This is a genomic window from Ochrobactrum sp. BTU1, assembly GCA_018798825.1.
In the GTDB taxonomy this organism is placed as follows: Bacteria; Pseudomonadota; Alphaproteobacteria; order Rhizobiales; family Rhizobiaceae; genus Brucella.
This window is the reverse complement of record CP076355.1, coordinates 1,474,791-1,496,657: the sequence shown is the minus strand read 5'-3', so window position 1 is coordinate 1,496,657 and position 21,867 is coordinate 1,474,791. Positions and strand designations below refer to the sequence as shown.

The following is a 21,867-nucleotide window of genomic DNA, read 5'->3' as shown; positions in this document are numbered from 1 at the left end:
CGCTTTGGTTCATTTTCCATTCAATGGCGAATGAGAACATTGGTCGTTTGTATTGTGCTGATTGTGCTTGCCTGCGCTATGGGTGTCATGCATCTGGGTACAGGCAGCATGAGTTTTACCTCCAATGATATTCTCAAAAGCATCACGGGCCATGGACTTAACCCAACGGCCGACCGGATAGTTTTCCGAGTGCGTCTTCCTCGTTTGATAACCGCACTTTTCGTCGGTGCTTCATTGGGTATGGCGGGATCAATTTTCCAATCCATCTCCCGCAATGCGCTTGGATCGCCCGACATCATAGGATTTACAACCGGGGCTGCTACGGGCGCTATCGTAGAAATAATTCTTTTCAATTCCGGGCCATTTGAAACTGCACTGGCGGCGGTTTTATCCGGCATTGGCACGGCCCTGATCGTATTTCTGCTCGCAATGAAGGGTCGGACGACGGGTGGCTACCGGCTCATCCTGGTGGGGATTGGTGTGGGTGCTGTTCTGTCAGGTTTAAATACGGTGATGCTTGTCGCAGGGGACCTTGATCAGGCGGCATCGGCACAGCTCTGGCTTGCCGGCTCGTTGAACACGCGAACCTGGTCTCATGCGGTGCCTGCCATCATCGGCTTTGTGGCGATACTGCCGGTTGCAATTTATCATGCCCAGCGGATCGATCTGATCGAAATGGGGGACGATGCCGCACGCCAGCTGGGTGTCGCAACTGAATCGACGCGGCTTGTCATGGTTTTGGCAGCTGTTGGACTAACTTCAATTGCAACAGCTGCGGCTGGACCGATAGCCTTTATCGCACTTGCCGCCCCGCAACTGGTACGTCGGCTGACGCGTGGATCGGGCGTGCCGCTTGTTTCGAGCGCGCTTATGGGCGCGACATTGCTCATAGGGGCTGATCTCGTCAGCCAGCATTTTCCGCTCAATGTGAAAATGCCGATTGGCTTGACGACGGGCCTGCTTGGCGGTGTCTATCTCTTGTGGCTGCTAGCAAGCAATCGTCGTACGCTTTAGAGCGCATTGCGAAAACTGTTCTAACACAGACGTGGAGACGCACTTTTGAGCTGTTCGGCTTTGAAGGTTTCTGGCGTAAAAAAGCAAAAATCCCGGACGAAGCCGGGATTTTGTTGCCTTTACTTAACGGAAAACTGGAGCGGGCGAAGGGATTCGAACCCTCGACCCCAACCTTGGCAAGGTTGTGCTCTACCCCTGAGCTACACCCGCTCGCGCCAGTCGTTTCCGTCAGGCAGGCGCTATATGGCCCAACGCTTTTGATATTGCAACAGGGAAAATGTTCTTTCCTGAAAAGAAATCGCAGAAATGATATAAGATATTGATATTAATGATAAAAATTATTCATTGCCTCGTTGTGAATAAGATACTTATCGTTGGCAATTGAGATTCCGACTCGGCAAATCAGTGTGAATCAGCGGTATTTGAGAGTGCATTTTGTCATTCTCGATAAACCGTGGTGCTTCGGGCCTGTAGGGAAGCAATCGCTCTACGGATGGCAAAAATACGGCTATTGCGTCTTTGGTCTGCGTGATTAAGTTTATAGCAACGCTTCTATAATGGTCTTTTGCAAAGACCATGCATTAAGGGAACAGAATCTTATGCCCATGACATCGGCCGAGCTGCATGAATATCTGAAAAACCTCGATATCGAGGTGAAGACGGTGGAACACCCACCTCTGTTCACGGTCGCCGATTCACAAAGCCTGCGTGGCGAAATCGCCGGAGGTCACACCAAGAATCTGTTCCTGAAGGACAAAAAAGACAATTTCTTTCTGGTGACCGTGGATGAAGAAGCTGTTGTTGATCTCAAGTCGATTCATCAGATTATTGGTGCTTCGAGCCGTGTTTCCTTCGGCAAGCCAGAGAAGCTGATGGAGTATCTTGGTGTCGTGCCTGGTGGCGTTACGGTCTTTGGCGCGGTAAACGATACAGGCCACAAAGTTCAGATCGTCCTTGACGCAAGTTTGATGGAAAACGACGTCATCAATGGGCATCCCCTGACCAACGAGGCCACCACATCGATCAAGCGGGATGATCTGATGCGTTTTCTCGCCGCGACAGGACATGAAGTACGCATTCTTGCTGTTTCAGAGGATGCGAAGGTGTTTTCATAGGTATAGACTGGCAAGTGACGCTTGATGGGCCATGGTGGCTTGAAATTCGTTGCTGCAGATACAAACTGAGATATCGAAACCGGCCTGCTGCTTCACTATATGCAAGCTGGAAGACATAAGGAATATCCGATGACGAGCCAGAACAATCCCTATTCGAACTCAGCTGAGCAAATGACCCGCAATGTGTCTTTTGGCACGTCGGCTTCGACTGCCGGTGGTGCTTCTCTAGGCGGCAAGGATCTTATTAAGGATACAACGACCGCAGCCTTTCAGGCGGATGTTATCGCGGAATCGCGCAATCAGCCGGTGCTTGTTGATTTCTGGGCGCCATGGTGCGGCCCTTGCAAACAGCTCACGCCAATCATCGAAAACGCAGTTCGTGAAGCAGGCGGCGCAGTCAAGCTCGTTAAGATGAATATCGATGACCATCCGTCGATCGCGGGTCAGCTCGGCATCCAGTCTATCCCGGCTGTGATTGCCTTCGTGAACGGCCAGCCTGCCGACGGCTTTATGGGTGCTTTGCCGGAATCCAAGGTGAAGGAATTCATCGCAAAAATTGGTGGACCAAGCGATCAGGAAGCGGCAATTGCCGAAGCAGTGACCGCGGCCAAGGAACTGGTTGAAGCTGGTGACTTTGTGCAGTCGGCGCAGATTTTCTCGTCAATCCTGCAGGTGGCCCCTGATAATGTCGATGCTGTTGTTGGTCTGGCGACTTGCCTGCTTGAATCAGGTGATGCCGATAAGGCGCGCGAAATTCTGGCAAGCCTGCCTGCTGACAAGCAGGATGCAGCGCCGGTTCGCGCACTTGAAGCCCGGCTGGCTCTTGCCGATCAGGTGAAGCTCATTGGTGATCCGGTGGAGCTGGAGCGCCGTATTCAGGCTGATCCGAACGATTTTCAGGCGCGTTATGATCTTGCGCAGGTGCGAAATGCTCAGGGACGCCGTGTTGAAGCGGCTGATGAGCTGTTGGCCGTGATGAAGGCTGATCGCAGCTGGAACGATGATGGCGCGCGCAAGCAGCTTCTTCAGTTCTTCGAGGCATGGGGCAACACAGATCCGGCGACACTGGGTGCGCGGCGTAAGCTGTCGTCGCTCTTATTCTCTTAATAGGCTTCATGACAGGGAACGATTGAAGCCACTTCATCTCGCTGTTTTCATGCATTTACAAATGCGAAGCCGCTTCACAACTTTGCTGGAAATGCTCGGAAGGAGAAAGTCATGCAGGTGGGCAACGCGCGATATCGGACAGCTTCGGATATTCCGGAACTTGTTCCGGTATTTCCGCTCAAAGGGGCCCTTCTTTTGCCAGGTGGTCAGTTGCCACTGAACATTTTTGAGCCACGCTATCTCGAAATGGTCGATGACGCGATTTCTAATAAGCGAATTATCGCGATCATTCAGCCTCGCATTGAAGATACAGGTGAGGATGACGAAAGCGAGACGTTCGATGAAACCGCTCGACCGCAATTGAGCAGGGTTGGATGTCTCGGACGGATCACCACTTATTCTGAGACTGGCGACGGCCGTGTGCTTATCACATTGCAGGGCATCTGCCGGTTCCGGGTTTTGGAGGAAGTCAATTCCCGAAGGCCTTATCGCCAATGCAAGATTGCGCCATTCCTAACTGACCTTGAAGCTGCGCGCGACATGGGCGAGATCGACCGGGAAGCGCTGTTGCGCGCTTTCAAGGATTATCTGGACGTACACAATTTAGAAGCCGACTGGGATAGTATTTCGCGGGCTGCAAATGACACACTGGTCAATGCGCTTTCAATGATGTCGCCTTTCGGCCCTGCTGAAAAGCAGGCGCTTCTGGAAGCTGCAGATTTAAGAACACGAGCTGCGACCTTGATCGCGATTACTGAAATGGTTCTGGCGAAAGCCAAGGACGATTATGGTTCGCGTTTGCAATGACCGCTGGGGAAACAATAATGGCAATTGATGAAAGTACCGGCAATCTCGACGTGAAACTGCTTGAGCTGCTGGTTTGCCCACTAACCAAGGGACCGCTTCAATATGATGCGGAGCATAACGAGTTGATCTCGCAAAAGGCGAGGCTTGCCTATCCGGTCCGCGGTGGCATTCCGATCATGCTGCCATCGGAAGCACGTCCTCTGGAATAGAGAATATAAGCCTTGGGCAGATTTGAAGTTTGAGCGAATCTGCCCGATAACCCGGTTATATAATTTCTACATGTCCTCTGTTCTTTTTCATAAGTTTCGCGTTGAGGGTTGTTGCTTGCCGCGCGACTGGGTTCTATAACCCTCGCGGAACTTGAAAGCGCGTTATGGGAAATTGATTTCCCAGCCGCTATTGTGCGAGAAAAAACAGAGGCTTGGCATTATGGCATCCAGAAAACTCCTTCTCCTGCCCGGCGATGGCATCGGTCCCGAAGCAATGGCTGAGGTCCGCAAAATCATCGCTTTCCTCAATTCGGGCCTCAATCTTGCGTTTGAAACCGACGAAGGTCTGGTCGGCGGGTCGGCATATGATGCGCATGGTCAGGCAATTTCCGATGCGGATATGGAAAAGGCGCTTGCTGCTGATGCCGTGCTTTTCGGCGCGGTTGGCGGCCCGAAGTGGGACAGTGTGCCTTATGAAGTGCGTCCAGAAGCAGGCCTTCTGCGTCTGCGCAAAGATCTGGCCCTTTATGCGAACCTGCGTCCAGCAATCTGCTATCCGGCACTGGCGCACTCTTCCTCGCTGAAGCCGGAAGTGATCGAGGGCCTCGACATCCTGATCCTGCGCGAGCTGACCGGCGGTGTTTATTTCGGCGAGCCGAAGGAAATCATCGATCTCGGCAATGGCCAGAAGCGTGGTATCGATACGCAAGTCTACGACACCTATGAAATCGAACGCATTGCCGATGTGGCCTTTGAACTCGCGCGCACCCGCCGCAACAAGGTCACCTCCATGGAAAAGCGCAATGTGATGAAGTCGGGCGTCTTGTGGAATCAGGTCGTTACCGCGCGCCACAAGGAGAAGCATTCGAGTGTTGAACTTGAGCATATGCTGGCTGATGCTGGCGGTATGCAGCTCGTTCGTTGGCCGAAGCAGTTCGACGTAATTGTCACCGACAACCTGTTTGGCGACATGCTTTCCGACGTCGCGGCGATGCTGACCGGTTCGCTCGGCATGTTGCCATCCGCCTCGCTCGGTGCAGCGGATGCAAAGACCGGCAAGCGCAAGGCGCTTTACGAGCCAGTGCATGGTTCGGCACCAGACATTGCTGGTCAGGGCATTGCCAATCCGATTGCCATGATCGCTTCGCTTGCTATGTGCCTGCGTTATTCGTTCAACCTGATCGATGAAGCCGATCGTCTGGAGGCGGCGATTGCCGGTGTCCTCGATGATGGTCTGCGCACCGCCGACATCTGGTCGGAAGGTACCAATAAGGTCGGCACGACCGAAATGGGTGATGCGATTCTTGCAAAATTCAAGGCGCTTTCGGCTTAATCGCTGTTGCACCAGAAAGATAAGCCGCCATGTGAATGCATGGCGGCTTTTTTATTTTCACAATTCAATCGAATTGAATTGTGAAGTCAGCAAAAACTGCCCCGATCAGCAAGAATATGAAGAAGTACTGAAAGCCTTTACGCTTGATGCGCATTGCCAAAAGGATTGCAATCGTCTCAATCGCGAAGACAACAAAGTCAGCGATTTCAAGCTTTTCTCCGTTGATGGAAATGCTTGGCCCCGCACTGCGCATTAGCTCTACGAGGTTGAGGAATATAAGCAGTGACAGGAGCCAGATTTTTCGTGACAGAAAGTATCTCTCGTAGTCACCATACTCCGTGATGTCATCTGGAGTTAAAGTGACGCACATGAAAAACAATCCAAATACATACAGAAGATCAAGAACATATGTATATATATTGTATGTCTTTGTACTGCTCTCAGAAAGATAATCCCACCAAAACTGAATTATCCAGAGAAAAACTACAATAATCCAGCCGATATGCATGTAGGAAATCTTATGCTTATTGGGATGCTGGACGAACCGGGAAGCGAAAATGAGAAGCCGTGACAGGCACAGACTGATCCCCATCCCGTTGATAATTCTCATATGAGAGAAAGCATCGGCAGCGCTGATGGCTGTTTCGACCCCTGAAGCCAATTTTTCACCTGATTGTTAAGTTTGTCACCAGTACATACCGAATAAATAGCGTTCCAGTTATTGGGAATGAATAGAAATATTCTTTTATGGTAAAGGGGTATGGTTGGTTTGCATCAGCGAAATGTTGGAAAATAAACGCCCGATTTCCGGCTGCAAATTGAAGCCGAAGCGCTAATATGATTGTCATGTTGAACACACTTCCCGATATGAACACGTTGTATGATGCCTTGATCGCTCGCGATTCCGCTTATGAGGGAAGGGTGTATGTGGGCGTAGTTTCGACCGGCATCTTCTGTCGGCTGAGCTGCCCTGCAAGAAAGCCTCTGAAAGAGAATTGTCGATTTTTTGCTTCGATTCCTGAATGTATTGCTGATGGTTTCCGGCCATGCAAAAGGTGTTGCCCGTTGCAGCCTGCAGCTGAGGCCGATGTTTCAGTGGATCGCCTGCTGAGGGCGTTGGAAGCACAGCCTCAACGGCGCTGGCGCGAAGACGATGTCACTGAGATGGGTTTTGATCCTTCGACGGTGCGGCGCAGTTTCAGAAGGCATTTTGGAATCACCTTCCTTGAAATGGCGAGGCAGGAACGGTTGCGACAGGGTTTCCAAACACTTGTGCAGGGCGAGCGTGTCATCGACGCACAAATTGATGCGGGTTTTGAATCCCCTGACGCGTTCCGCAATGCCTTCGCCCGTATCCTCGGTCTGGCCCCGGCACAGTTGCAAAAGGACGGTTTGCTGCGGGCAGATTGGATCAAGACGCCGCTCGGTACGATGATTGCTGTGTGCGATCAATCTGCACTCCATCTGCTGGAGTTCTCCGACAGAAAGGCATTACCGCAAGAGCTAAAAAAGCTATACAAGGCCAGTCACGGCGCAATTGGCATCGGGCGTTATCCGGCGCATGATGTGCTCGAACATGAGCTTGATGCATTTTTCGCAGGGCGATCTGCTAAGTTCACTATTCCTCTGGTGATGCATGGGAGCGCATTTACACGCGAAGTGTGGCGAGTGTTGCAGCATATCGGAGCCGGTCAGACACGAAGCTATAGCGAGATTGCGAGGGCCGTAGAAAAGCCGCTTGCTGTGCGTGCTGTGGCACGCGCCAACGGTGCCAACCAGATTGCCATCATTGTTCCGTGCCATCGGGTGATTGGTGCGGATGGTTCACTGACGGGTTATGGCGGAGGTCTGTGGCGCAAGCAGAAGCTTATCGAGATCGAGGCGCAATATCGTTGAGTGCGTCGAAAAAAAACGCCGCCTGGTGAGGCGGCGTCTTCATTTAATTTAAGCTCAATTACTCGACCTTGTTGAGATCGACATTCTTGGTTTCCTTGACAAAGATGAGACCAATAACGAGCGTGATTGTTGCAATTACGATCGGATACCAAAGTCCGTAGTAGATATCACCCTTTGCAGCACTCATCGCGAAGACCGTCGCTGGCAGAAGGCCACCGAACCAGCCGTTACCAATGTGATATGGCAGTGACATGCCGGTGTAGCGGATGCGGGTCGGGAACATTTCAACCAGGATCGCGGCGATTGGGCCATAAACCATCGTCACATAGATGACGAGAATGGTAAGAATGGCGATCGTCATAAACCAGTTGATCTGCGAAGGATCGGCGACCATCTTGAATGCTCCCGCATTCGGGATGGTGTAGACAGCCTGTTCTGGCTGCGCTGCAGCATCGGCTTCAGCCTGCGTGATGATCTTGTTCTTCACAAGATCTGCACTTGACATTGTAGCCTTCTCACCCGTGCGAACAGCTTCTGCGCTCAGTTCCAGTTCCGGATTGGCTGCGATGAATGCATCGAGTTTAGAATCCGCGACTTTTGCTGGGCTACGAACGAGCGGCCAACCAGCCTTTTGCAAGGCCAGGTTGATGTCATGCGTGAGCGCGGCCTGCTTTGCAGTTGCTTCTGCACCGGCTGCATTAGCATCGAACGAAGTTACAGTGGATTCACCGATCTTGACCGTTGCAGGCTGTCCGGCGGGACCGATCACGACGTCATATGGTACAGCACTGCGTGACAGGAAGCTCGTTGCAATATCGCAGGAGCTAGTGAATTTCGAGGTTCCGGTCGCGTTAAACTGGAAGTTACAGTCACCAGGAGCAGCGGTGACAGTTGCACGGATCGTCTGTTCTGCTTGGGCTAGCGCAGGGTTTGCGGCCTGGGTGAGAGCCTTGAACAGCGGGAAATATGTGACCGCCGCGAGCAGTAGGCCCGCCATGATGATTGGCTTGCGGCCGATTTTATCGGATAGCCAGCCGAAAATTACGAAGAAGCTGGTGCCGATCAGAAGCGCGGCCGCCACCATGATGTTTGCGGTCTGATTTTCGACCTTGAGAACGTTCTGCAAGAAGAAAAGCGCGTAGAACTGACCGCAATACCAGACAACCGCCTGACCCATGGTGAGCCCGAAGAGAGCGATGAGGGCGATCTTTGCATTTTTCCACTGACCGAAAGCTTCAGACAGCGGTGCCTTGGATGTTTTTCCTTCTTCCTTCATCTTCTTAAAGGCCGGGGATTCGCTCATCTGCATACGAATCCAGACCGAGATACCCAGAAGAACAATTGAAACCAGAAACGGAATACGCCAGCCCCAAGCAGCAAAAGACTCCGTCGTCATTACGTTTTGAATGCTCAGAATGACCATGAGCGAAAGGAACAATCCCAAAGTTGCGGTCGTCTGGATCCACGAGGTGTAAAATCCGCGGCGGCCATTCGGCGCGTGTTCAGCAACATAGGTTGCTGCGCCACCATATTCGCCACCAAGCGCCAAACCCTGCAGCATGCGCAGGATGATTAGAATCGCTGGCGCAACAATACCGAGCGTCGCCGATCCAGGCAGGATGCCGACGAGGAACGTCGATGCGCCCATGATGACGATAGTTACAAGGAATGTATATTTACGTCCGACCAGATCACCGATACGTCCGAAGACGAGCGCGCCAAACGGTCGTACAAGAAAGCCCGCCGCGAAAGCCAGCAATACAAATATATTACGGGTCGTTTCGGGATACTCATTGAAGAACGCAGCTCCGATAAAGGCTGCGAGTGTTCCGTAGAGATAAAAGTCGTACCATTCAAATACAGTACCGAGCGAAGAAGCGAAAATTACCTTCTTTTCTTCGCGCGTCATTTTAGGCGCGCCGGCAGCGGCGCTCGATTGAACTGACATTGATTCCTCCCAACAGCATTTTTGCTGATGTGTGTGAACGTTCTCCTCCAACTTCCACACACTTTTTCCACGCAAGCATGATGAACTGAATCGTTTAATCCGTTTATTATCTTTTAGTATGAGAAGCGAAGCGCGCTCTGCCGGTTGAGAAACTTATTTGCTTACGTGGTGCCAGAGTTCTTTACGAGCCTCCTCGGAGGGTTTGGCGCGTTCTTGGATGCCCAGATGCCACAACATTAGAATCTTTATCCAAATCGCCCCTTAACAAGGCTTTTCTCATCGAATTTGGTTTTTTTCTCATTCATTGGGTGCTAAGTCGCTCTCGCGATCAATTCCGACCCAAAATATCGCAGTGACGACATTTGCAGATTGATTTATGTCGCTGAGCGAGTATTGAGCCCAGAGCCTGAAAGCCCCAAACATGACTGCACGTCTTTCATTCGCGCGCGAGCGTATCAACGTTCTTCTTCTCGAAGGCATCAACCAGTCTGCTGTCGATTATTTTAAGTCGTCTGGCTATACTAACGTCGTGCATTTGCCTAAGGCACTCGACAAAGCTGAACTGATTGAGGCAATTTCTTCCGCGCATATCGTGGGCATCCGTTCGCGCACGCAGCTTACTGATGAAGTGTTTGAAGCAGCGCAGCGCTTGATTGCAGTCGGCTGCTTTTCGGTAGGTACCAATCAGGTTGATCTGAAAGCTGCCCGCAAACGTGGTATTCCGGTTTTTAATGCACCGTTTTCCAATACGCGTTCTGTTGCTGAACTGGTGATTGGCGAGATCATCATGCTGATGCGCCGGATTTTCCCGCGCTCTAATGCAGCTCATGTTGGTGGCTGGGATAAGAGTGCGACCGGCAGCCGCGAAGTCCGTGGCAAGACGCTGGGCATCGTAGGCTACGGCAATATTGGCTCGCAGGTCGGAAATCTTGCTGAAAGTCTCGGCATGACCGTCCGTTACTTCGATATGACCGACAAACTGCAATATGGTAATGTCATCCCGACGGAAACCCTTGATGAACTGCTCGAAATCTCCGATGTGATCAGTCTTCATGTGCCATCGAATAAATCGACAGCCAAGATGATCACTGAAGCCAAGCTGCGTAAGATGAAGAAAGGCGCTTTCTTGATCAATAATGCGCGCGGCTCGGTCGTTGACCTGGAGGCGCTGGCGAAGGTTCTTAAAGAAGGTCATCTTGCCGGCGCGGCAATTGATGTGTTTCCGGTTGAGCCTGCTTCCAACAAGGATCCGTTCGTTTCGCCATTGCAGGGATTGGAAAACGTCATCTTAACGCCGCATATCGGCGGTTCGACCGAAGAAGCGCAGGAGCGCATCGGTATGGAAGTCAGCCGCAAGCTGGTTGAATATTCCGATGTCGGTTCGACGTTGGGAGCTGTCAATTTCCCGCAGGTTCAGCTGCCTGCACGTCCAAGCGGTACGCGCTTCATGCATGTGCACGAGAACCGTCCCGGTATCCTCAACAGCCTCGTCAATATCTTCTCATCGCACAACATCAACATCGTCAGTCAGTTTCTGCAGACCGATGGTGAAGTCGGTTACGTGGTGATCGAAGGCGACGCGATGGAAGAGCATGCCGAAGATGTATTGCAGGCAATGCGTGAAATTCCGGGTACGGTTCGGACGCGTCTGCTTTACTAATTTGAGCATCATTTTTGAAAGGCCTGCGCCGGATTTGGGACGCGGGCCTTTGTCATTTTTGTGGTCGAGGCGTAATAAGCGGCATCGTTCCGGCATATTTGAGCAGTTTTGTTGCGCTCATGGCTGCAAACACATTGACTCTTTTTTCAAAGGGCTTAAAAGCGCAATCGGAAAAGGAGACAAACCCGTGAACGCTTCTCGCGCATCACATAGCCTGTGTGGACTGAATGGCCTCATCGCCATTGACAGCCCTATGGCGTCCGTTTCCAAAACTACCATGGCCACTTGCATTAAAACGACCACCAAAACGGTCTGACCCCTTGGCCTGCTCGCCCTCTCTCCCCGGGTCCGGCCCAGGGAAAAGGCCCGCTGGTCGCGGGTTTTTATGGAAGCGGAGAGGACAGGAGAAGGTAAATGGGTTTCAAGATTGCAGTCGTCGGCGCCACCGGTAATGTCGGGCGCGAAATGCTCAATATCCTCGAAGAACGTGGCTTTCCGGCTGATGAAGTCGTAGCGCTGGCTTCACGCCGCAGCCAGGGCACCGAAGTATCCTATGGCGACAAGACGCTGAAGGTGAAGGCACTCGATCAGTACGATTTCTCTGATACCGACATTTGCCTCATGTCCGCTGGTGGCAATATTTCCAAGGAATGGTCGCCAAAGATCGGTGCGCAGGGTTGCGTTGTAATCGATAATTCGTCTGCATGGCGCTATGATGCCAATGTGCCCCTCATTGTTCCGGAAGTGAATCCTGATGCGATTGAAAGCTTCCGTAAGAAGAACATCATTGCCAACCCGAACTGCTCGACTGCGCAGCTTGTCGTGGCTCTGAAGCCTCTGCACGATGCAGCCAAGATCAAGCGCGTTGTCGTTTCGACTTACCAGTCCGTTTCGGGCGCCGGCAAGGAAGGCATGGACGAACTGTTCCAGCAATCGCGCGCAGTTTTTGTTGCGGATCCAGTTACGGCTCAGAAATTCACCAAGCGCATTGCGTTTAACGTGATCCCGCATATCGATGTCTTCATGGAAGACGGCTACACCAAGGAAGAATGGAAGATGGTGGCCGAAACCAAGAAGATGCTTGATCCAAAGATCAAGCTTACGGCAACGGCTGTTCGTGTACCCGTGTTCATCGGTCACTCGGAAGCGGTCAATATTGAGTTTGAAAATCCGATTTCGGCTGAAGAAGCGCGCGAAATTCTACGCGAAGCGCCGGGATGTCAGGTTGTCGATAAGCACGAAGACGGCGGCTACATCACGCCGTATGAATCGGCTGGCGAAGATGCAACCTACATCAGCCGTATCCGTGAAGATATCACGGTTGAAAACGGTCTGGCACTTTGGGTTGTTTCCGACAATCTACGCAAGGGCGCTGCTCTCAACACGATTCAGATCGCAGAACTGCTTGTTGCTCGCGGCCTGATTACGCCAAAGGCATTAGCTGCTTAATCGAGATTGCAGTTTGAAAAACAAAAGCGCCGGGAAACCGGCGTTTTTTTATAGTGCATCCAGAAAATTATGACGGTGTTCTGGCGAGCTGCGCACTGAAGATCTAACCTGAGATACTGGCTTTGAGATTGTTGCGGACATCGAGCAGCTGTGCTCGAAGATCCTGCAAGTTGCTGATGGGCTGACCGAGCGCGCAGAAGACCTGCTCAGGAATGCTTTCGGCCTCTATGCGCAAAGCCCGGCCTGCATCGGTCAGCGTAATACGGACTTGCCGCTCATCCTGTGGGTCTCTGCGACGCGCAATATGGCCTGCTGCTTCTAGTCTTTTCAAGAGCGGTGTGAGGGTGCCGGAATCGAGATTGAGTTTCGCGCCGATTTCAGAAACCGTGCGGTTATCCTGTTCCCACAAAACAATCATGACCAGAAACTGCGGATAGGTGAGTTCCAGTTTGCTGAGGATCGGTTGATAGGCGCGGGTCAGCGCATTCGCGGTCGAATAGATCGCGAAACAAACCATATCCGAAAGATTGAGATGGGATCCCTTTGGGTCTTCTTTCATAGCGTAAGCTCCTTGGCAGAACTTTACATGAGGTGCAATTGAATTGCGCATCACTTATATGTGTAAAAACATTTCGCAAAAGTAGATTGCGCACAATTTAAAATTTTGCAATTTTGGTTGTGGAGATAAGCGAACACTCACCGACGGAGATTTTAAAATGGCAATTCTTTACACGACCCAGTCCACAGCAACCGGCGGCCGCACGGGCAGCGCCAAGACCGCTGATGGGCGTTTAAGTGTTGTTCTCGACACCCCGAAGGAACTCGGTGGTTCGGGTGGCGAAGGCACCAATCCTGAGCAGCTTTTTGCATCCGGTTATGCAGCTTGCTTCCTTGGCGCATTGAAATTCGTGGCAGCCAAGGAAAAGGTTTCGATTTCCGCTGATAGCACGGTGACTGCAACCGTTGGTATTGGCCTACGTGAAGATGGTGCAGGTTTTGGTCTGGATGTGGCTCTGGCAGTTGCTCTGCCGGGTGTTGAAAAAGCCAAAGCAGAAGAGCTGGTCAATGCAGCGCACATTGTTTGTCCCTATTCACATGCAACACGCGGTAATATTGACGTCCGCTTGAGCGTGGCATAAGCCAAACAGCGAAAGGCGCCCAAACGGGCGCCTTTATCATTTTTCATTGAGGCGGAATATTCAACGCTTTCAATGCCGTCTCAACCTGGCTACGCGTTTTTCCTCCCAATGGAAGAATCGGCCGTGGCGGTTCGATCTTTGAAATACCCAGCAGATCGGCGATCAGGTACATTACGCGGAAGCTGCCATGGGCTTTAAACAGGTTCCAGAGTGGCTCAAATGCAGCGTTGATACGCTCGGCGTCTTCCCGTGCGCCGCTTTGGGCAGCACGCACCAGTGCTGCGAACTGCTTCGGTAGAAGACCCGCAGATACACTGTAGAAAGCATCAGCGCCTGCGAGCAGAGCGTCCTTTGCTCCCCAATCGCCACTATAGCCAATGGCGAAGTCATCGGGCGTTGTAGCGCGCAACTTCGCAATCTCTGCCGCATAATCATCCTCGGCAGGCAGAGGCATTTTGATTGCCTTGATGTTTTTGAGGTCTGCTAGGCGCGTAATCAGTTCATCGGTGAAAATGAAACGAGTGGTGCCGGGATTGTTGTAGATACACAAAGGCAGATCGGTCGCGCTTGCTACAGCTTTGAAATGCTCAAAGCCTTCTTCCTGTGTGAGCGGAGTATAGGAGACGGGCGCGAGCAAAAGCGCATCAGCGCCAGCATCCGCCGCATCACGGGCAAGCGCTTGCGCTTCGTCGGTACGCAATGCGCCGACGCCTACGATCAGCGGCACCTTGCCGCCGATGTGTTGCACCGCAGTCCTGACCGTATGTCGACGTTGTTCTCGTGTGAGGAAGGCGTAGCCGCCGGTGCTTCCCAACAGGCCAACCGAGTCCGCGCCTGCGTCGTGGACGCGGGTGAGAAAAGAGTTGAGCGCGTCCTCAATAAGATTGCCTGCTGCGTCGATTGGGGTGAGGGGGAAGGCGGAGAGGCCTTTGAAAATCTTCATTGCGATACTCGTTTCTCAGATAGGTTCAGCGTGACAGAAGCAGGCGAATGCCAGCGACGGCAAAGACGGCTGAAAGAACGCCTTCGATCCAGCGGCGAGCGCGTCGATACATGCGCACCATGGGCGCGGTCGAGAATACAACGGCGTAGCCGCAGAAGATGGTGATGCTCAGCGTTATACAGCCGCCTAGGAATGCGGTCAGCTGTGGCCAAGACGAGTTTGTGCCAAGGCCAAGCGTTACCAGTGCGATCCATGACAGGATCGACTTGGGATTGGAAAGATGCAGCAGCAAGCCACGTCGGTAAAGCTCTCCGCCTGATAGGAAAGCATCTCCGCTAGTTGCGCGAGCAGCGATCTTTTCGTCCGATGTCATGGCAGCGCGTGCCGCTTTAAAGGCCAGGTACAGGAGGTACAGCCCGCCGAAAATCTTGAGAACAATCAGCGCCTCAGCAAAACGTGTGAGGATCGCTGAAACACCGGTCGCAGCCATCAGACCCCAGAAGATGGAGCCTGTCACGACGCCTGCGGCAAACATCAATCCCGCTTTTCGGCCTTGCTTCATGGCAACGCCCATGATGCGCATATTGCTGGGGCCAGGACTTCCGGCAGCAATAACATAGGTCGTGTAAACGAGGAGAAGCTGGTAGGCCGCCGGAGAAAGGCTCATGATCGTCACTCAGTTTGAACTGAGGTAATCAATAGCATTCTGCGCATGCAATATCTGTATGCGATTGTATCGAAATCTACTGGAAAACTGCCGAAATTGTCACTGTTTTGGTCGAAAAAGCAAAAGTTTGCCGCTCATCGCAAATCCGTAATTCTAATCTGCCTGAGCTTCCAGCGCTTCCATATCGTCATCCGAAAGGCCAAAATGATGGCCGATTTCATGAATGAGAACATGAGTGATGATGTCGCCAAGCGTTTCTTCGTGTTCGGACCAGTAATCCAGAATTGCGCGGCGGAAGAGCGTGATGCGATTGGGGCCTTCGCCGGTTTGCAGGCTGAAGCGTTCACCAATACCAGTGCCCTCGAATAGGCCTAACAGGTCGAACGGCGTTTCCAATCCCATGTCTTCGACAATCTGTTCTTCGGGAAAGTCAGAGATCTGGATAATAATATCGCCGCACAGCGTCCTGAACTCTTGAGGCAGATGCGCAAGAGCTTCGATCGCGATGGATTCAATTTCGTCTAGCGAGGGCGACAAACGTGCCGCCCAATCACCGCTTTGATCTTCTCGGGCCATTTCAGCCAATCGTGTCCTATTCACTTGTTCAGGCCACCACGCGTCGACCAGAGACGTTTAATGCAATGACCATTATGCCCAAGGACGCTGTTGGGCGTTCTTTGCTTCAAATGTGTCAATGTTTGTTACCTTTTCCATGGTCAGGCCGATGTCATCGAGACCATTGAGCAGGCAATGACGCTTGAAATCATCGAGGTCGAAGGAAATTGAGCCGCCATCCGGGCCATGGATTTCCTTGGCTTCCAAATCAATGGTGAGCGTGGCATTCGCACCGCGCGATGCATCGTCCATCAGCTTGTCGAGTTCTTCCTGGCTGACCTTGATCGGCAGAATGCCGTTCTTGAAGCAGTTGTTGTAGAAGATATCGGCGAACGAGGTCGAAATTACGCAACGAATGCCGAAATCGAGCAGAGCCCAAGGTGCGTGTTCACGCGAGGAGCCGCAGCCGAAATTGTCGCCAGCAACCAGAATCTGGGCGTTGCGATAGCCCGGCTTGTTGAGCACGAAATCCGCATTTTCGGTTCCGTCTTCATTAAAGCGCATTTCGGCAAAAAGCCCCTTGCTCAGACCCGTGCGTTTGATCGTCTTCAGATAATCCTTCGGGATAATCATGTCCGTATCGATATTGACGATCGGCAGGGGGGCCGCGACGCCCGTGAGCTTGGTGAACTTGTCCATGTTCCTGACCTGTCGGTTGGGTATTTTAAATTTGCAGTCTGATTTACATCAGCACCGCACAGAGTCAATGTTTCAGGCCGCAACTGCCTAATAGGTCGCAACCCTTTCGGCAGATTAGCAGCGCTTCCGGCCTGTTTTGAGGCGAGCCGGAAACGACTATTGTGTTTTACGCATGAATATGTCTGAAATTCGCACCAGAAATTCGCAATCATGCGCCGAAGCGAAGCTAGACGAAATTATTGCACATTAAGTGCAATGCCGCCGGTCTCGCTGCCCGTCAACCTGCGAGATTTCCCGTCTGCACCAAGAACAACTGTGAAGCGTCTGCGCAGCATCGAGAGGTTTGGCGAAACTACGACATCAATCGCAGGATCGAACTGCAGGGTGATCCGCCAGAGATCAGGTTTGATTGTCTCTTCAACACCGATGATGCGAGCGTTGAAGGCAGTTGAATGGAACATGCCTGAAACGCGTTGGCCGACACGGTATGGGGCAGCACTGTCTTCGGCGCGTAGGGTTCCGACGTGCACGCCATGGGCTGCAAGGGTGTTCCAGTCGCGGGTGCCGGACTGGCGAGCAACTAGATCCAGCGCCTTTCCGTGGCTGATATGAATGCCCTCTTCACCCAGTGCCTGCCGCAAACGGCGAGCCTGATGTTTAAAATCAGATGTATTGTGCCCAGCAAGGATGGCTGTTGTCATGGTTTTGCTCCTGCATGTGAGCGGCATTTTCGTAAACGGGTGCCCGCATTGCCGTTTCTGCCCTCACCGGAACAGGAACGCGTATTTAGAATGCTTTACCATGGCCTTCAGGCTGCGAGCGGCGGGTGCATTCCAACCGAAGAATTGAAAATAAGCAGAGCTAGTGCGGATTTCAAGTCTAGAGAATTGAAGGCGCCGCAACGCTCACCCTAGCAACACCCGCGTCGGCCAGATCAATTATGCTAACAACACCAAAATACTATATGTGCTTGACCTTAGGGCTTAAATAATCAAAGTCGGTTCAACGTTTTTATGTCTTATGACTAGCAGCGATGGGTGGAATATGCTTCGAATTTTTCTCTTTGGCTTGACATTAGCACTGACGAGTTTGCCAGCTTCTTCGGAAAACAAGCCGGGCTTCAATCCGCATGAAGGAGTTTTTACAAGCAATGAAGGCATGGAGCTCAAGGCTGATGTGACGCACAAAAGTGGCGATCAATATGCCGTATCTCTAACTACAAGCGTCCCAATGGTCGATAATCAGCCAGGCTGCGGTGGCGGCGTTTCCGGGGATGTTACTATTAAAGACAAAAAAGCGATATTCAAAATCCAGAGCGAAGGCTTTGATCCGAACGAAGCCGAGTCTGCGCGGAACCCGCGCTATTGCGAGATCAAGATGAATTTCGTTGGTGAATATAAACTCGAGATCGAAGAGGTTGGCGGATGCACCTATTACCACGGTGCATCATGTGAGTTTACCGGAACGCTCGAACACGAAGCGAGCGGAATTTAAAAAACTTTGTCGGGCGAGCGCTTGTCTGCTGATGCAGAACGGTGCACAAATTGCGCATGAAAACAATTGCTCGCCCACGTCGTTCCGTCTTGTTCGTACCCGCATCCAATAGTCGTGCGCTCGAAAAGTCGCTGACGCTTGCAGCGGATTGTGTGATCTACGATCTCGAAGATTCCGTAGCTCCTGAGACAAAAATTGCAGCGCGAGACGCTCTGTCCGCATATTTTTCCGAGCATCCAAAGGTTGGATTCGAGCGGGTGGTGCGGGTGAATTCTTCCGATACGCAATGGGGTAAAGGCGACGTTGCTGCCGCAGCCAATATGGGGGCGGACGCGGTGTTGCTGCCCAAGGTCGAGCGGCCGCAGGATGTGATTGACGCCGCCAATCGGCTTGACCGCCACGATGCGGACCCTGATACGCGTGTCTGGGCGATGATCGAAACTCCACGCGGTATCCTCAATGCGGATGAAATTGCTGTACTTGGCCATCGTTCGGCGGCAAGGCTCGGCTGTTTTGTGGTGGGTCCAAATGATATTGCGCGTGCCACCGGTGTTCGTCCGCAAGTCGGGAGGCCTTATCTGATCCCATGGCTGATGCAGATCATTCTGGCCGCCCGCGCTGGCGGTATTGATGTGCTGGATGGGGTTTTCAATGACTTTCGGGATAGTGTGGGCTTTGAAGCGGAATGCTTACAGGCAGCTCTGATGGGCTTTGATGGCAAGACGCTTATTCACCCTTCGCAAATTGAGCCAGCAAATCGTGTCTTCTCACCGTCCGATGAAGATGTGGCCCATGCCCGCGCGGTGATTTCAGTGTTTGCGCAGCCCGAGAATGCTCAAAAGGGCGTAGTGTCGCTCAATGGACAGATGGTTGAGCGTCTGCATCTCGAAATAGCCGAGCGCGTTCTCGCAAAATCCAGTTTTACATCTTAACCAAGGAAGCATGACTATGAAGCTCTATCGTTTCATCACCGGCCCGGATGATTCCGCGTTCTGTCACCGAGTTACCGCGGCACTTAACAAGGGTTGGCAGCTTTATGGCTCCCCGACCTACGCGTTCAATGCGGCAACTGGCGTTCTGCATTGCGGTCAGCCTGTTGTGAAGGAAGTCGACGGCGTCGACTACACACCAGACATCAAGCTCGGCGAATATTGATGGCTGTCCGCCGCATCATATCCAACATAGCAGCCGATGATCTCTCGGCAGCGAAGCGATTTTACGCGGATGTACTGGAACTTGATGTGGTGATGGACCATGGCTGGATTGTCACCTATGCCGCAGATGCACAAGCAAGGGTGCAGATCAGCTTTGCTACTGAAGGTGGTTCGGGCACGCAGGTGCCCGATCTCTCCATAGAAGTCGATGATACTGATGCGGTGCTTGAGCGAATGATTGCCGCTGGCTTTCAAGTTGAATATGGGCCCATTGACGAGGATTGGGGTGTTCGACGCTTCTTTGTGCGTGATCCCTATGGACGGCTTGTAAATATTCTCAGCCATGAGAATTGAAAAAGGCCGGTTTCCCGGCCCCATCCATTGAGATGCGCTTAATTTAACCCACGTTTCTCAATCATTGCATCCGGCGTTGGCATCTTACCGCGGAAGGCTTTGTAAAGCTCTTCTGGATCACGGCTGCCGCCGGCAGAATAGATATATTGCTTTAGCTTCGCTGCCAGTTCCGGGTTAAACGCATCTCCCGTCTCCTCAAATGCCGAGAATGCATCGGCATCGAGCACTTCCGACCACATGTAGGAATAATAGCCGGCGGAGTAGCCGTCCCCGGAGAAGACATGGGTGAAGTGTGGCGTGCGATGGCGCATGATAATCGCATCGGGCATCGACAGTTTTTTTAGTGTTTCCGCCTCAAAGGCCAGCGGATCGCTGATTGTTTGCGTGCCCGTATGGAACGCCATATCGACAAGCGCGGATGAGGTGAATTCCACTGTGTTGAAGCCTGCATTGAAAGAACGTGCGGCAAGCACCTTTTCTAAAAGCGCCTTTGGCATTGCTTCTCCAGTGCGGTAGTGAACGGCATATTTTTCAAGCACAGCAGGGACGGTCAGCCAATGCTCGTAGAGCTGGGATGGCAGTTCAACAAAGTCACGCGAAACAGCGGTGCCGGAAACAGCAGGCCATGTCACATCCGACAAAAGCCCATGCAACGCATGACCAAATTCGTGGAACAGTGTGCGGGCATCATCAAGCGAAAGAAGCGCGGGCTCACCGGCCTTTGGCTTTGCAAAATTCATCACGTTGTAGATGAATGGCTTCTGCCCGGAATTAAGCTTGTGGCTCGATTGCAGCGAACTCATCCATGCACCAGAGCGCTTAGATGTGCGGGCGAAATAGTCACCTAAGAATAGCCCCCGTTCGCTGCCGTCAGCGTTCAATACCCGAAACACCCTTACATCGGGATGCCATGCGGCGATCCCTTTCTTTTCCTCGAAACGGATGCCGAAAAGGCGGCTTGCAACATCGAAGCTCGCTTCGATGATGTTTTCGAGTTGCAGATATGGCTTGAGTTCAGCCTCATCAAAGGCAAAGCGTTCGGCACGAAGCTTTTCAGCATAAAAACGCCAGTCCCAGGGCGCTACTTTGTGGTTATGGCCGTCGGCTGCGATCAGACGTTCAAGTTCGCTTTCTTCTTCATGGGCCTTAGCGCGCGCCTTGTCCCAGACCGGCTCCAGCAGGTCCATGACAGCCTTAGGCGTCTTGGCCATGGTGTCGTCGAGCTTGTATGCGGCAAAATTGGCATAGCCCAGCAGGTGAGCCTTGCGCTCGCGTAGTTCCACCATTTCCCGCACGATTTCGCGGTTGTCGGTCTCGCCACCATTTTCGCCGCGCTTTCCCCAGGCGTTGAAAGCTTGTTCGCGCAGTTCCCGATTCTCCGAAAAGGTCAAGAATGGTTCGACAATCGAGCGTGATAGCGTCACCGCCCATGCGTCCGGCTGACCACGCTCGGCTGCAGCACTTTGCATGGCATTTTTGAGGAAATCCGGAAGACCCGCAAGATCGGCCTCATTGGTGATGAACAAAACCCAGCTCGATTCATCCTTCAGAACATTCTGCCCGAAGCGTGCGCCAAGGCCAGCAAGCTTTTCATTGATGCCTGCGAGTTCTTTTTTGCCGGCTTCGTCAAGTTTTGCACCGGAGCGAACAAAGCCTTTCCAGGTCTTTTCCAAAACGCGTTTGGTTTCGACATCCAGATCAAGATCGTCGCGTTTCTCATAAAGTGCATCGATGCGTGCGAATAGCTTCGGGTCCATCATGATGCGCGAATAATGGCGCGACATTTTGGGTGCGATTTCACGCTCCAGCGTCTGAATAGTGTCGTTGGTGTGAGCACCTGCGCGAAGCCAGAAAATGGAGGAAACGCGATCAAGGGACTTGCCCGTCAGCTGTAAAGCTTTCAGCGTGTTTTCAACCGTCGCTTCAGCGGTCTCATGAGAGATTGTTTCCACTTCCGCAAGGTCATCAGCCAGAGCTGCATCAAAGGTGGCAGCGAAATCGCCATCCTTGAATGCTTTGAAATCCGGCAGGCCAAGCGGTCCGTTCCATTCGGTAAGCGCGTAATTGTAAGCTGGCTTTTCGGACATCAGAAAACTCCACATCAATTGAATTCCGTATGCACCAGATTTAGGAGTTCAATGACTAACGGGCAAGGGCCTATGCTTCTGTTTCGCATGACCGTATAGCGTGGCTTGACCCTATCCCCCGCAGATAATAGGGATGAAAGACAGCCGTGATCCCATGCAATGTGGGCACTTACAAATCCCTGTAAATTAGGCATTCTGACTGCGGGTTTTCGTGGTCAAGCCGAGAGCGGTAGTAGC

23 protein-coding genes and 1 tRNA gene are annotated in these 21,867 nt (G+C 52.3%); 14 read left to right on the top strand and 10 right to left on the bottom strand.

What is annotated here, in order from left to right; genetic code table 11:
- The first annotated feature begins 30 nt into the window (after positions 1 to 30).
- Positions 31 to 1,014, top strand: a complete 984-nt coding sequence (locus KMS41_18250; GenBank protein ID QWK80308.1) for an iron chelate uptake ABC transporter family permease subunit — start codon at positions 31 to 33, stop codon at positions 1,012 to 1,014.
- Positions 1,015 to 1,149: 135 nt separating this feature from the next.
- Here KMS41_18250 and KMS41_18245 read toward each other — a convergent pair.
- Positions 1,150 to 1,224, bottom strand: a tRNA-Gly gene (locus KMS41_18245).
- A 389-nt stretch (positions 1,225 to 1,613) separates the two neighbouring features.
- Here KMS41_18245 and KMS41_18240 point away from each other — a divergent pair.
- The 5 genes from KMS41_18240 (at position 1,614) to leuB (ending at position 5,585) form a co-directional block, all read left to right on the top strand.
- A complete protein-coding gene (locus KMS41_18240) occupies positions 1,614 to 2,129 on the top strand; it encodes a prolyl-tRNA synthetase associated domain-containing protein (GenBank protein ID QWK79411.1) in 516 nt (171 codons plus the stop codon).
- Between the two features lie 129 nt (positions 2,130 to 2,258).
- Positions 2,259 to 3,236, top strand: a complete 978-nt coding sequence (trxA, locus tag KMS41_18235; GenBank protein QWK79410.1) for a thioredoxin — start codon at positions 2,259 to 2,261, stop codon at positions 3,234 to 3,236.
- A 111-nt stretch (positions 3,237 to 3,347) separates the two neighbouring features.
- Complete coding sequence (locus KMS41_18230; protein ID QWK79409.1) at positions 3,348 to 4,043, top strand: LON peptidase substrate-binding domain-containing protein; 696 nt, start codon at positions 3,348 to 3,350, stop codon at positions 4,041 to 4,043.
- Positions 4,044 to 4,060: 17 nt separating this feature from the next.
- Positions 4,061 to 4,252 (top strand): Trm112 family protein, encoded by a 192-nt coding sequence (locus tag KMS41_18225; protein ID QWK79408.1) that lies wholly within the window; start codon positions 4,061 to 4,063, stop codon positions 4,250 to 4,252.
- A gap of 220 nt (positions 4,253 to 4,472) precedes the next feature.
- A complete protein-coding gene (gene leuB / locus KMS41_18220; GenBank protein QWK79407.1) occupies positions 4,473 to 5,585 on the top strand; it encodes a 3-isopropylmalate dehydrogenase in 1,113 nt (370 codons plus the stop codon).
- 64 nt (positions 5,586 to 5,649) lie between these two features.
- On the opposite strand, the gene KMS41_18215 is transcribed toward leuB, so the two are convergent.
- Positions 5,650 to 5,955: a hypothetical protein gene (locus tag KMS41_18215; GenBank protein QWK79406.1), complete on the bottom strand. Its 306-nt coding sequence runs from the start codon at positions 5,953 to 5,955 to the stop codon at positions 5,650 to 5,652.
- A 476-nt stretch (positions 5,956 to 6,431) separates the two neighbouring features.
- On the opposite strand from KMS41_18215, the gene KMS41_18210 reads away from it, so the two are divergent.
- The gene (locus KMS41_18210) at positions 6,432 to 7,481 is read left to right on the top strand and encodes a trifunctional transcriptional activator/DNA repair protein Ada/methylated-DNA--[protein]-cysteine S-methyltransferase (GenBank protein ID QWK80307.1); all 1,050 of its coding nucleotides are present in this window, start codon (positions 6,432 to 6,434) and stop codon (positions 7,479 to 7,481) included.
- Between the two features lie 58 nt (positions 7,482 to 7,539).
- On the opposite strand, the gene KMS41_18205 is transcribed toward KMS41_18210, so the two are convergent.
- Positions 7,540 to 9,429, bottom strand: a complete 1,890-nt coding sequence (locus tag KMS41_18205) for an MFS transporter (protein ID QWK79405.1) — start codon at positions 9,427 to 9,429, stop codon at positions 7,540 to 7,542.
- Between the two features lie 421 nt (positions 9,430 to 9,850).
- Between KMS41_18205 and serA the strand changes: the two genes are divergently transcribed.
- Complete coding sequence (gene serA, locus KMS41_18200) at positions 9,851 to 11,089, top strand: phosphoglycerate dehydrogenase (protein QWK79404.1); 1,239 nt, start codon at positions 9,851 to 9,853, stop codon at positions 11,087 to 11,089.
- Positions 11,090 to 11,503: 414 nt separating this feature from the next.
- Positions 11,504 to 12,538, top strand: coding sequence for an aspartate-semialdehyde dehydrogenase (locus tag KMS41_18195; GenBank protein QWK79403.1), 1,035 nt, complete (start codon positions 11,504 to 11,506; stop codon positions 12,536 to 12,538).
- A gap of 103 nt (positions 12,539 to 12,641) precedes the next feature.
- Here KMS41_18195 and KMS41_18190 read toward each other — a convergent pair whose 3' ends face one another.
- Positions 12,642 to 13,097, bottom strand: coding sequence for a MarR family transcriptional regulator (locus KMS41_18190; protein ID QWK79402.1), 456 nt, complete (start codon positions 13,095 to 13,097; stop codon positions 12,642 to 12,644).
- A gap of 157 nt (positions 13,098 to 13,254) precedes the next feature.
- Here KMS41_18190 and KMS41_18185 point away from each other — a divergent pair, with 157 nt between their 5' ends.
- Entirely contained in the window at positions 13,255 to 13,677 is a 423-nt protein-coding gene (locus KMS41_18185) for an organic hydroperoxide resistance protein (protein ID QWK79401.1), read from the top strand.
- Between the two features lie 43 nt (positions 13,678 to 13,720).
- On the opposite strand, the gene KMS41_18180 is transcribed toward KMS41_18185, so the two are convergent.
- The 5 genes from KMS41_18180 to KMS41_18160 all read right to left on the bottom strand — a co-directional run bounded on the left by KMS41_18180 (position 13,721) and on the right by KMS41_18160 (position 17,242).
- Positions 13,721 to 14,620 (bottom strand): dihydrodipicolinate synthase family protein, encoded by a 900-nt coding sequence (locus tag KMS41_18180; protein QWK79400.1) that lies wholly within the window; start codon positions 14,618 to 14,620, stop codon positions 13,721 to 13,723.
- A gap of 25 nt (positions 14,621 to 14,645) precedes the next feature.
- The gene (locus KMS41_18175) at positions 14,646 to 15,287 is read right to left on the bottom strand and encodes a LysE family translocator (protein ID QWK79399.1); all 642 of its coding nucleotides are present in this window, start codon (positions 15,285 to 15,287) and stop codon (positions 14,646 to 14,648) included.
- 153 nt (positions 15,288 to 15,440) lie between these two features.
- A complete protein-coding gene (locus KMS41_18170) occupies positions 15,441 to 15,863 on the bottom strand; it encodes a metallopeptidase family protein (GenBank protein QWK79398.1) in 423 nt (140 codons plus the stop codon).
- Between the two features lie 72 nt (positions 15,864 to 15,935).
- Positions 15,936 to 16,541, bottom strand: a complete 606-nt coding sequence (leuD, locus tag KMS41_18165) for a 3-isopropylmalate dehydratase small subunit (protein QWK79397.1) — start codon at positions 16,539 to 16,541, stop codon at positions 15,936 to 15,938.
- Between the two features lie 236 nt (positions 16,542 to 16,777).
- Positions 16,778 to 17,242 carry a hypothetical protein gene (locus tag KMS41_18160; GenBank protein ID QWK79396.1) on the bottom strand — a complete coding sequence of 155 codons (465 nt, stop codon included), beginning with the start codon at positions 17,240 to 17,242 and terminating at the stop codon, positions 16,778 to 16,780.
- Positions 17,243 to 17,585: 343 nt separating this feature from the next.
- Between KMS41_18160 and KMS41_18155 the strand changes: the two genes are divergently transcribed.
- The 4 genes from KMS41_18155 to KMS41_18140 are packed head-to-tail and all read left to right on the top strand — an operon-like array spanning position 17,586 to position 19,543.
- Positions 17,586 to 18,035 carry a hypothetical protein gene (locus KMS41_18155; GenBank protein ID QWK79395.1) on the top strand — a complete coding sequence of 150 codons (450 nt, stop codon included), beginning with the start codon at positions 17,586 to 17,588 and terminating at the stop codon, positions 18,033 to 18,035.
- A 56-nt stretch (positions 18,036 to 18,091) separates the two neighbouring features.
- Positions 18,092 to 18,967 carry a CoA ester lyase gene (locus KMS41_18150; GenBank protein ID QWK79394.1) on the top strand — a complete coding sequence of 292 codons (876 nt, stop codon included), beginning with the start codon at positions 18,092 to 18,094 and terminating at the stop codon, positions 18,965 to 18,967.
- A 16-nt stretch (positions 18,968 to 18,983) separates the two neighbouring features.
- Entirely contained in the window at positions 18,984 to 19,190 is a 207-nt protein-coding gene (locus KMS41_18145) for a DUF1737 domain-containing protein (GenBank protein QWK79393.1), read from the top strand.
- Positions 19,190 to 19,543, top strand: a complete 354-nt coding sequence (locus KMS41_18140) for a VOC family protein (GenBank protein QWK79392.1) — start codon at positions 19,190 to 19,192, stop codon at positions 19,541 to 19,543. The genes KMS41_18145 and KMS41_18140 overlap by 1 nt, the downstream gene beginning before the upstream one ends.
- A 38-nt stretch (positions 19,544 to 19,581) precedes the next feature.
- Here KMS41_18140 and KMS41_18135 read toward each other — a convergent pair whose 3' ends face one another.
- Positions 19,582 to 21,630 (bottom strand): M3 family metallopeptidase, encoded by a 2,049-nt coding sequence (locus KMS41_18135; GenBank protein ID QWK79391.1) that lies wholly within the window; start codon positions 21,628 to 21,630, stop codon positions 19,582 to 19,584.
- Between the last annotated feature and the right edge of the window lie 237 nt (positions 21,631 to 21,867).